Origin of the sequence: Paenibacillus sp. FSL W7-1088 (genome assembly GCF_037969855.1) — a bacterium.
Lineage (GTDB): Bacteria > Bacillota > Bacilli > Paenibacillales > Paenibacillaceae > Paenibacillus.
On sequence record NZ_CP150216.1, the window covers coordinates 6,600,907 to 6,612,456 of the forward strand.

Genomic DNA, 11,550 nt, shown 5'->3' on the forward strand with positions numbered 1-11,550 from the left:
GACCCGCTGGTCAAATTCTCTTGAAAAGATATTTTGGGATACAAAAAAAACACCCTCTGCGCTCTTGCGTCAAAGGATGTCCTGTATACCTAAACCTATACATTCTATTTTAAAATACATTTCATAAAAGCATACCCATCAGTATCTTCGTCCAGGCGATTGTTCAACAAAATACTCACGTTCCATCCACGATTGCCAATCCGCTGAATCTCCAGGCATAATCCACTGCGGATATCGTGCGTTCTCTGTACGCTCATAGCCCTTGCCTCCAAGTACAAAGCGCATATGCGGGAACTCGTCCACAATTCGCCCTATGAGTTGATCACACCGCTCAAGAAGTTCGGAACTGGTAACCGATAGACAGACCAATCGGATGTTCTGCTCCCGGATTATTGGGAATAGCCCCTCTTCCGGCGTGTTGGCTCCGAGATAGAGCACTTCGGCACCATTTTTACGCATAAACAGGGAGAACAGCAATAACCCCACCTGATGATGCTCCCCTTCTGGGCACAAGGCCAGAACTTTGGGCAAATGCGGATAGATCGGGAACAGATGGAAAAACTGATAAAAGCGCTGTGAGATCAACTGAGTCATAAAATGCTCCTGAGCGACCGAAGCCCTGCCCTGCTCCCATGCATCCCCAACCCGAACCAGAATGGGCACCAGCACATGATAAAACATGGAATCATACCCGTACATGGTAAAGCCAAAATCAATCAGACCATTGGCCCGTTCGCCCTGAAAGTTGTATAGCGAGTCGTAGATCTGATCGGCTATACGTACATATGCCTCTTCCATCGTGGGTACTGGAGGCGTTAACGACGTAGGTAACGCAGCTTCATGTGGACTGGTTTTATTCTCCTTGAGCATGCGTACCGCTTCCGAAATATTCGTCTGGTGCTGCTCCACCTGCTCTTTCAACCAGCGCAGATCTGCAACATTCTCTTCGGTGTACAAGCGATAACCCGATTCCGTCCGCTCAGGGGTGACCGCACTGTACCGATTCTCCCAAGCCCGGAGCGTTACCGTCGGAATACCCAGCATGGCAGCGACTTGTTTGATGGAATACACCTTATTACCCACTTTCTTTCCTGTAATAGCCAGACTTTCGCAGGTTAAACGAATCCTTATCCCGTCCTTGTCAGGTATATGAAAATCCGAACATTCCACAAAAATAATACACTCATTATACACAACGGTCATATTACTGTCGATGCATCCATACTATTCTTAAACCTGCCCGATCCATCCAAATACCATTCAACTCTTTCCCGGGTACAAGATGTAGACGAACGATCTCCTGACGATATAAATAATCCGTTAGTCTCTCTGCGTCAATGTTGTCATCCGGGTGGTAATAGAAGTCAGCACGTTCAGAAAGGGGAGTTATTTTTGTTTTCTTATCGCCGCCAAACATCCGACCGCAAATCTTCACGAGGCAAATTTCCATACATACGAACAGGTCTCCTACTACTGGTGCTATGGCTCATCGGCGTCATGCTCTACCAGACGTATAAACCGTTACCAGCTGGCATTTCCTATGAAAGCCCTGAATACCGTGTGGATCAGGTGCAATTTCTGCATGATCTGACCTATCCATCCGCTGATGGACAGATGGAGCACGAACAGCAGATTTTCCAGCGCATGCAACAGATCGTTGAAGACGCTGAACAGTTCGTCGTCGTTGATATGTTTTTATTCAATAATTACCAGCACAAAGGTCAGCAATTTCCACCCATCAGCACCGAGTTTACGGAAACACTGATTGCCAAAAAGCTTCAAAAACCCGATATGGATATCTGGTTCATTACGGATGAAGTGAACACCAACTACAACTCTGCACCCAACCCGTTACTGGAGCAGATGAAACAGGCCGGAATTCACGTGGCCATTACAAATGTGGACCCTTTACGTGACTCCACTCCTGTCTACTCCGCAGTCTGGCGCACCTTCTTCCAGTGGTTTGGACAATCCGGGAATGGCTGGATTCCGAACCTGATGGCAACCGATGGACCGGATGTTACTGTGCGTTCCTACCTTAAATTGCTCAATGTGAAGGCCAACCATCGCAAAGTGGTGGTCAGTGAGAAGACGGCTATTGTGTCCTCAGGCAATGTTCATGATGCCAGTGCCTATCATTCGAACATTGCTTTTGAAATAAGCGGACCGATCATCGGAGATATCCTTGAGTCGGAACAGGCTGTGCTGAATTTCTCAGGCGGGGGAAAGCTTCCTTCCTACACTGCTCCTTCGACAGATCCGAATAAGGGAGATTTGCGAATTCGCTATCTGACCGAGGGCAAAGTGAATGACGCAGCGCTCCATGAGATCAATCAATCCACAAAAGGTGATACCTTATGGATGGGCATGTTCTACATCGCTTCACCCAAAGTTCTGGACGCCCTGCTCGAAGCCTCGAAACGGGGAACCGAAATACGGCTTGTGCTCGACCCGAACGAAAATGCTTTTGGTCAGGAGAAAACCGGCATTCCCAATCGTCCTGTAGCTGCGGAGTTGCATGATAAATCGGATGGCAAAATCCAAATTCGCTGGTATAACACAACCAAGGAGCAATATCATACCAAGATGATGTACATTGCCAAAGGCACCGGGGATCACATCGTCCTTGGAGGATCGACCAACTTCACCCCCAGAAACATGAATGATTATAATTTGGAAAATGACCTCTGGGTGGCTGCCCCACCAGACAACTCATTTACTCAAGATATCGCGAATTATTTTGATCGAATCTGGAATAATGAAGATGCCGAGTTCACCCTGAACCTGGATGAATTTCAGGAGAAGACTACATTTTTGAAAGAAATCGTATATAAGCTGCAACTGATTTTGGGTTTAACGACCTTCTAATTGAAGATAAAATCTCAAGCATAAACCCGCCTGTACACTATCGTGCAGGCGTTTTTTGTGCCTTGACAGCGAATGTAAAATGTGAAAATATAGGTTACCTAACGACCGTTAGGAAGGTGATATTAATGACTGCACATTCGATTCGGGATGCTGCCCTGTTCTATTTTGCAAGAGATGGATATGAAGGAGCTTCCTTAAGAGCTATTGCTGACGAAGTCGGGATTAAAAAACCGTCCATATATGCACATTTTAGCGGCAAGGATGACTTGTTTTTGCACACCCTTGCGCATGCCTTCAAGGAGGTTCAGCGTCGAACGCTGGAATACTTCCGTGACCACGCCGATCTTCCTCTGGAACAAAGGTTGAAGGGTCTGCTGATATGGTTTGAGCAAGAGTATAACTGTAACGCCTCTGCCCGCTTTATGCTGCGTATGTGCTATTTCCCGCCGCTTTCGCTATATAACGAAGTGATGGATCTAGTTTATCCGTTTCTCGACGGTATGGAGCGGTCACTGACACGGCTGCTGCAAAGGGCGACACGCAAGGGAGAATTACAGGCTGTTCCAGCGGAACAAGCTGCGATTGCCTTTATGACTTTTCTCGATGGCATCACAGTTGAGATTATTTATGGAAGTTCACGTCGATACAAGAGACGGATTGAAGCTTCCTGGCCTGTTTACTGGCATGGCATTCATCATCTGAAACAAGAGGCACAGCCCGTTGTGCCGAAAGGAGATTCATCATCATGAACCGCAACTGGTTATATGTATTTGTCGGAGGGCTCATTGAGATTGTATGGGTAAGTGGGCTGAAACACGCCTCCAATGTTTGGGAATGGGCTTTGACGGCCCTGGCCATCATCCTGAGCTTTGGATTAATCATCGCTGCTTCCAAAAGATTGCCTGTGGGTACGGTGTATGCCGTATTTACCGGGATTGGTACCGCAGGTACGGTACTGACTGAAATGCTGTTATTTGGTGAAGCATTCTCACTAGCCAAAGTTTTGTTAATCGGTCTGCTGCTATGTGGTGTGATCGGACTGAAACTGGTCACGGATCAACAATCGGCAAAAGGAGGTGAAGCATAATGGCTTGGATGGCAATTGTGGGTGCAGGCATATGTGAAATTTTTGGCGTCATCGGCATTAATGGTGCTTCTTCCCGGAAGGGCTGGCCTTATATCGTGCTCATGCTTGTATCGTTCGTATTCAGCTTCTCCCTGTTATCCTATGCGATGACGTCCATTCCCATGGGTACCGCGTATGCGGTGTGGACTGGAATTGGTACGGTGGGCAGTACGCTTACAGGTATGTTCCTGTTCGGTGAGCGGAAGGAAGCAAAGCGGTTGCTGTTTATTGCCATGATTTTGGTGGCGGCGATTGGATTGAAACTGATTACGTAAGATATAATGTAAGGAAACACAGAAGAGGTTTTGCCGGAGGTAGTTTCAAGATGCTAACGAACCTACCGCACCTTAATAGGTGGATTATTGCAAATTGTAAAGTTTAACGAACTTCAGGCAACTTATTGTGGTACAAAACTGGGCAGAACTTGCAAAAACAACCCATTTGACGAAATAAAGCCTCTACGATTCGTTAGAACTCATACTTGAGCAAATAGGAGCGAATAGCGTGTGCTCGGTTCGTTACACCGCTTTAAGCTCAGTTATAAATAAGACGACTTCGTTCAGTAAGTCGTCTTTTTGGGATATGATATAAAAGGAAACCTCCTCACACTCTGTTACGTAAGAAAGGATGTCGTGTTGATGAAGAAATTGTTCGCGCGCATGGGTTCTTTAACCGGGTACATCTTCCTGATTGCTGTGGGAGCCTTTTATTTGTTTGCTCTTGTAGCCATCATTCTCCTAGCCATATACGTCTTTAAGGGCGGAGCCTGAAAAAAATCATTTTGAACTCATCATGCCAACTTCTTGCACCAACCATCGATACTCATGATTTGATACATATTGCATTGCAATGAACATATCGTCACTCATTATACTGCCTTTATGGCGTCTTCATGACGTAGGAAAAATGCTCCAGCCCCTTAAAACACACCCTCTTCTTTTTCCATTTATCTCCCATTTGAATTCCGTTGTATATATCGTTTATACTTGGTTTGACCCTAAAGTCAATTCAAGAACTCATAAGTTCCGCAGGTGAGGTGGATGTATCGTTAATGAACCCTATCCATGAAATGAATGAGAAGAAAAAGCTCATTATTACCACAGCACTCAAGCTGTTCTCGGCCAAAGGCAGTGCTGCAACCTCTATGCAGGAGATTGCAGAGATATGCGGGATGTCGAAAGGCAGCCTCTACCTCATGTTCAAATCCAAAGAGGAATTAGAGGCCAGTACAATGGAGTACTGCATATTCACGCTCATGGACGAAATGTCCCAGATTGAACACGAAGCTGGGCTCACTTCGAGAGAACGTCTGCACAAACAGATTGAAACACTGCTTGGCCATGTATCCGAGCTGAAGGAATTTTTACGCGTGCAAATGCGCAGCATGATGATGGATGAAGAGCAGAATCGCAAGGAAAAGTGCAAACCGCAGAACAAGGATCTGGAGATCCGTACCTTGCACTGGTTTAAGGACAAACTGGAAGATATGTACGGACCGGAGATTGAACCCTATACCATAGACCTTATTTTGCTCACGCATGGTCTGTTCCTCTCCTACATCAAAATCTGGTTTACGGAAATGCCTTCCCTTACCGTATCCAAGATGGCAAGCAACATGCTGCAAACGATTGATTATGCAGCTCGCGGATTGCTCGATCAACGCCCTACCCCTCTGGTTCCTTTGGAACATTGGCCAGCATGGAGCAGCGATTCAGATACAGATTCCACAATGATGCGTCATCCCATTCATATCATCAAACAAATGAAGGATATCATCACTTCGGATATGCCTCCAGGGCAATTGCGCAATGACGCGCTGGAGACCATCGCCATCCTGAGACAGGAAATGATGGAATTCACACCGCGACGTGCCATTATTCTGGGCATGATGCGCAATCTGGATCACATTCCTGTCATCCAGCCATTGCACTCCGAGCTTCAGCATATTATGGATGCCATGTATAGCCGGTTCATCCAGGCTGACTCGTCACAACAATAAAGAAATACAGGGAGAAACAGAGAGGAGAAGAAACCATCGTATGAAAGGAATTATTAATTTTTCACTGAACAACAAGTTTGCGATCTGGATTCTGACCATCATCGTTTCCTTCGCCGGTTTGTACAGCGGACTGACGATGAAACAGGAGACCATTCCAAACATCAATGTGCCCTTCTTGAGTATTACGGCCATTGATCCAGGGGCAGCTCCAGAAGGTATTGTCGAGGATGTCACCAAGCCACTCGAACAGACCTTAAGAAATGTAGAGGGAATTAAGACACTCACCTCCACCTCCATGGAGAACGCCTCTTCCATCACCCTCGAATTTGACTATGGTACTGATCTGGGCAATGCTACCGCAGCGGTACGTGAAGCACTGAATGAGGTGCAGTTGCCGGATGGGGTACAGAAACCAACTATCTCGAAGTTCAGCATCAACTCCTTCCCGGTTGTCTCGCTCAGCTTGTCTGACAAGGACGGCGGCGATCTGGAACAATTGACTCGACTTGTTGAAACGGATATCCAGCCTGCACTCGAAGATATTGAGGGTGTAGCTCAAGTCCAGGTTTCCGGCCAATATGTTAAGGAAGTTCAACTGAAGTTTGACCAGAAAAAAATGAATGAACTCGGTTTGACTGAAGATACAGTCAACGGTATCGTTCAAGGCTCTTCTGTCCGTGTACCACTCGGACTGTTCGAACTGGACAAAGCGCAGAAAGCTGTTGTTGTTGATGGCAATATCATCGATCTGGATGATTTGAAAAATCTCGCCATTCCGGTTGTACCAAGCGGTGCAGGAGCAGGCAGTAGTTCTGCCACAGCACCACAAGGCGCCGGCGCACAAGCTGGCGGGGCAGCTCAAGGCTCTGCGCAAGGTGCTGACCAGGCTGCAGGACAAGCCGCTGGCGGAAATGCCAGCGTGGGCAGTACTTCAGGCGCCGGTAACGCACCTGGAATTCCAACGGTTAAATTAAGCGAGATCGCCAAAATTGAAGTTATTGGTCAGGCGGAATCGATCTCCCGGACAGACGGTAAGGAATCCATCGGGATCTCCATCGTTAAGTCCAATGATGCCAATACGGTAGATGTCGTTAAGGCGGTTAAAGACAAAGCGGAAGAATTGCAAACGCAGTTCAAAAACGCCGATTTGACTGTTTTGCTTGACCAAGGTAAACCTATTCAGGACTCCGTAAACACGATGTTGTTCAAAGCGATGTTTGGTGCTTTGTTCGCCATTTTGATCATTCTGTTGTTCCTGCGTGATATTCGCTCCACCATTATTTCCATTGTCTCTATCCCGCTCTCCTTGCTCATTGCATTGACAGCACTGAATATGATGGACATTACGCTGAACATGATGACCCTGGGTGCCATGACGGTCGCGATTGGACGGGTTGTCGATGACTCCATCGTTGTTATCGAGAATATCTATCGCAGACTGACACTCAAGGGAGAAAAACTCAAAGGCCGTGATTTGATCCGGGAAGCTACCCGGGAAATGTTCATTCCGATCCTCTCTTCCACCATCGTAACCATTGCGGTATTCCTGCCGCTGGCACTGGTGAGTGGTATGGTCGGTGAGCTGTTCATGCCATTTGCCCTGACTATGGTCTTCGCTTTGCTGGCATCCCTGATTGTGGCAGTTACGATTGTACCGATGCTGGCACACACGCTGTTCCGCAAAGGTCTGAAGAACAAGCAGAATCATGAGGAAAAACCAGGCAAGATGGCTGAAGGTTACAAACGACTCTTGAACTGGACATTATCACATAAACTCATCACGGTTGGCGTTGCTGTATTGCTGCTGGTCGGCAGTTTGTTCCTCTATCCGTTCATCGGTGCAAGTTTCTTACCGGAACAACAGGATAAATATGTGACCATTACGTACAGCCCGGAAACTGGAGCTCTGCGTGAGGATGTAGAAAAAGAAGCACTTGTAGCCGAGAAGTGGTTGCTGACGCAGCCAGGTCTGGAGAAAATGCAGTATTCCATCGGCGGCAGTAATCCACTGAGCAGCATGGGTGGAGGCAGCTCCAACTCTGCTCTCTTCTATATCGAATATAACGAAGATACGAAAGACTTTACAAAAGTGAAAGAACAACTTGTGGAAGGTCTGAAGAAAGAAGTTACTGTAGGAACCTGGAGTGAGCTTGACATGTCCGGCGGTCTGGGAGGCAGCAGCTTGAGCCTTTCCATCTATGGTGACAATGTAGATCAGATCAAACCTGTCTCGGATGAAATTCTGAAACTGGTTGAAGCAGATACGGAATCTTTTGAAAAAGCCGACACTACACTCTCCGATACCTACGGGCAATACACGCTCGTCGCGGATCAGGAGAAACTGAGCTCGCTGGGTCTGACTGCTGGCCAACTGGCTATGACGCTCAGCCCTGCACGTGAACGCCCTGTGCTCACAGAAGTAGATATCGATAACAAAACGTATAAAGTCTATGTAGAGACTGACAAAAAGACATTTAGCAGCATTGCTGATATTGAAAACGAAAAAGTCACTTCACCACTCGGCATCGAAGTACCAATCAAAGATGTCGCCAAAGTGGAAGAAGGCACCTCACCGAACTCCATCATGCGTATTGACGGTAAGGTTGTCGCACAGGTGACTGCCAACATTCTCGCTTCCGATGTACAAAAAGCATCATCAAATTTGCAGGCGAACATCGACAAACTGGATCTGCCAGATGGTGTTGAAGTGAAGTTTGGCGGTACAACCGAACAGATTAATGACACGTTCACCCAACTTGGTCTGGCCATGCTGGCAGCCATTGCAATTGTGTACTTTGTGCTTGTCGTAACGTTCGGCGGTGGACTGGCGCCATTTGCCATCCTGTTCTCCCTGCCATTTACCGTCATTGGTATTATGGTTGGCCTGTTCGTGGCTGGTGGTACGCTTGATGTATCTGCCATGATGGGTGGACTGATGCTGATCGGGATCGTGGTCACCAACGCCATCGTCCTGATCGACCGTGTTATTCACAAGGAAAAAGAGGGAATGCCTACTCGTGAAGCCTTGCTGGAAGCCGGAGCAACGCGTCTGCGTCCAATTCTGATGACAGCTCTGGCTACCATTGGTGCCTTGCTGCCACTGGTGACAGGACTCGAAGAAAGCGCAGGGATCATCTCGAAAGGTCTCGGAATTACCGTAATCGGCGGTCTGATCAGCTCCACGCTGCTGACTCTGGTTATCGTGCCAATCGTGTATGAGTTCCTGATGAAGTTCAAAAAGAAAAGAATTGAAGATTAATCGACACCTTCTGTTGATCAAATCAAATCATCATTCAGAATTAAGATGAGCTTCTAACTTAGAACACCCCTTAGTCCACATTAGAATGGTTTTACATTCTGATCTCCGGCTAAGGGGTGTTTTACATTTAGCTATAATTTCTTAGCATCGGTCATAGAAACATCTTGATGTCAGATAGAACTACATAGGAATAATCCATTTTGTTTTATTCCATAAAAGGAAGAGGTCCTTTTGTAAAATAAAACAAATGAACGTGAGATTTAAGCCCATCTGCTGTAAACAGACTTATAATCAAAACAAACGCTCTTCAGAAGCCCGACTTACAAAACGGGTATGGAAAACTGCATGTATTTGTGGGAAGGACGGTGATGGTGTGGGGGAAACGACGCTGCATATTCAGATGAGAGACATGCTGAAACGTCCGGTGTTCCGCAAGGCTGAGGTGCTCGCCAGTGAACGGGCCTTGGAGCGATACGTGCGCTGGGTGCACATCATGGAGGTTACCGAAGTAGGCAATTTGCTAAATGGCGGGGAACTGGTGCTGACGACCGGCATTGGCTGGCAGGATGATGAGAAACAGGGGCTGTCTTTCCTGCGGCAGTTAATTGCTCGCGGAGCTGCGGGACTCTGTATCGAACTGGGGGCTCACACCAAGTCCCAGCTTGGACCCATGAAGGAACTTGCAGCAGAAGAGGATTTCCCACTGATTTGGTTCCACGAACAAGTGCGTTATATCGATATTACACAGGACCTGCATTTCGCCCTGATTCGCAGCCACCAGCGTATGCTTGCCGAGCTCGACAGCCTCACCACCTCGTTCAACCAACTTCTTTTGAATGGAGACGGTGTACAACCACTGCTCCGACTATTGTCTCGCACAACGGGTTACCCTGTAGCGTTATATCCACTGGATGGGGAAGCAAGTGCCGTTCCCTACTGCCCTCCAGCCCAATTGGAGATTCGTCGGCAGGAGTGGTTGACACGTCGTGGTCATTCGGACGATGGAGATCATTTGGGAGATCATTCTGTGCAGAGGAATCACTCGGTGCATTCACTGGATGCACTCACCCTGCCTGTTCAGGCGCTTGATTATGTATTTGCCGATCTGGTGCTGATGCTCAACAGGCTGCCGGATCATGATCAGGACCTGCATAACAGACCCTCTGATGAGTTCATCATTCAGGCACTGGAACGTTGTGCAGCCGCCATTGCTCAGGACTGGATGCGCACCAAATACATGGAGGAAAAACGACGCTATAAAGAAGATATGTGGGTCATTGACTGGCTTAACGGACATCATTCTGCGAAAGAAATTCATGAATATGTATCTGCTGCCAATGCCCAGCTTGCTTCTGGAAAAGGTACTGTCATTTTGTTCGATAGCAACCCCAGCTACACAGACAGTCTCAAACTACAGAAACTGCTGATTCAACGTAACATCGTTGCCCGTTCCGTTTTCTCGCGGGAAGGATTCGCCCTATATAGCACGGTTTTAAACCACCAGATCATTCTGATTATTATTGACCCTTTGCCTGGATCGCAGCGTAAAAGCAGTCTTTGGCGGTGCATTGAACAGTTACAGCAGCATGAACAGGAACAGACCCATCGCCTCTTCTCGGGTCTGTTCGGCATCGGTCACAGCTGTGCTGATCTATCACGTCTGAAAGACAGCCTTGAGGCAGCCAAGGATACCCTGCGCATTCAGAAGGACATCGGTGTGATGCAGCAGCCCTTTTACAGCAATCTTCACTGCTATCGCATTATAGCCAGCATGAAGCAGAGCGGCAGTCTGGATAACTTCATTGAGGAATATCTCGGGCCGGTCATTCGTTATGATGCCGAAAAAGGCGGCCAGTTGTTACGTACGCTTAAACAATATTTTATTCTGTGCTGCTCCAAGCAGGAGACGGCCACGGCTTTGTTTATCGTCCGACAGACGTTATATCACAGATTACACAAAATTGAGACACTCCTGGGTGATGACTATACCCTCCCCGAGAAACGCGTCGCCATCGAACTGGCCATCTATGCATATGAATACGTTCATGGGCCACTCGCGTGACCCTCTACGCTCCTTTTTGCTCCTGAAGCTGCCGGATCAGGATCTGGCTGAACCACTTCCGCCCAGACGCCGTACCCACATATTGTTCCTGCTTCTCCCCGGGAAGGTCGGGGTGCCCCCAAACGACATGAGCACCCTCCAGATGTTCCCGAACGGCATAAATACGATAACCCTGCGCCACCATTCGTTCAATCGCTATCTTTTCCGCTTCAAATACATCATGGTCAGACATCAGC

10 protein-coding genes are annotated in these 11,550 nt (G+C 47.6%); 8 read left to right on the plus strand and 2 right to left on the minus strand.

The window, feature by feature from the left end; genetic code table 11:
- Window positions 1-138: 138 nt before the first annotated feature.
- Window positions 139-1,071, minus strand: a complete 933-nt coding sequence (locus MKY42_RS29875) for a MerR family transcriptional regulator (protein ID WP_090903646.1) — start codon at window positions 1,069-1,071, stop codon at window positions 139-141.
- 321 nt (window positions 1,072-1,392) lie between these two features.
- Between MKY42_RS29875 and MKY42_RS29880 the strand changes: the two genes are divergently transcribed.
- The 8 genes from MKY42_RS29880 (at window position 1,393) to MKY42_RS29915 (ending at window position 11,314) form a co-directional block, all read left to right on the plus strand.
- Window positions 1,393-2,868 (plus strand): phospholipase D family protein, encoded by a 1,476-nt coding sequence (locus tag MKY42_RS29880; RefSeq protein ID WP_256222267.1) that lies wholly within the window; start codon window positions 1,393-1,395, stop codon window positions 2,866-2,868.
- Window positions 2,869-2,993: 125 nt separating this feature from the next.
- Complete coding sequence (locus MKY42_RS29885; RefSeq protein ID WP_090903484.1) at window positions 2,994-3,617, plus strand: TetR/AcrR family transcriptional regulator; 624 nt, start codon at window positions 2,994-2,996, stop codon at window positions 3,615-3,617.
- The gene (locus MKY42_RS29890; protein WP_090903483.1) at window positions 3,614-3,955 is read left to right on the plus strand and encodes a multidrug efflux SMR transporter; all 342 of its coding nucleotides are present in this window, start codon (window positions 3,614-3,616) and stop codon (window positions 3,953-3,955) included. The genes MKY42_RS29885 and MKY42_RS29890 overlap by 4 nt, the downstream gene beginning before the upstream one ends.
- The gene (locus tag MKY42_RS29895; protein ID WP_090903482.1) at window positions 3,955-4,269 is read left to right on the plus strand and encodes a multidrug efflux SMR transporter; all 315 of its coding nucleotides are present in this window, start codon (window positions 3,955-3,957) and stop codon (window positions 4,267-4,269) included. Before MKY42_RS29890 ends, MKY42_RS29895 begins: the two co-directional genes overlap by 1 nt.
- 363 nt (window positions 4,270-4,632) lie before the next feature.
- A complete protein-coding gene (locus MKY42_RS29900) occupies window positions 4,633-4,764 on the plus strand; it encodes a hypothetical protein (protein WP_256222266.1) in 132 nt (43 codons plus the stop codon).
- Between the two features lie 281 nt (window positions 4,765-5,045).
- Complete coding sequence (locus tag MKY42_RS29905) at window positions 5,046-5,993, plus strand: TetR/AcrR family transcriptional regulator (RefSeq protein ID WP_179262744.1); 948 nt, start codon at window positions 5,046-5,048, stop codon at window positions 5,991-5,993.
- Window positions 5,994-6,033: 40 nt separating this feature from the next.
- Entirely contained in the window at window positions 6,034-9,252 is a 3,219-nt protein-coding gene (locus MKY42_RS29910; protein ID WP_339846859.1) for an efflux RND transporter permease subunit, read from the plus strand.
- A 373-nt stretch (window positions 9,253-9,625) separates the two neighbouring features.
- Complete coding sequence (locus tag MKY42_RS29915; RefSeq protein WP_339846861.1) at window positions 9,626-11,314, plus strand: PucR family transcriptional regulator; 1,689 nt, start codon at window positions 9,626-9,628, stop codon at window positions 11,312-11,314.
- A 4-nt stretch (window positions 11,315-11,318) separates the two neighbouring features.
- On the opposite strand, the gene MKY42_RS29920 is transcribed toward MKY42_RS29915, so the two are convergent.
- Window positions 11,319-11,546, minus strand: a complete 228-nt coding sequence (locus MKY42_RS29920; protein WP_110000715.1) for a hypothetical protein — start codon at window positions 11,544-11,546, stop codon at window positions 11,319-11,321.
- Window positions 11,547-11,550: the final 4 nt, after the last annotated feature.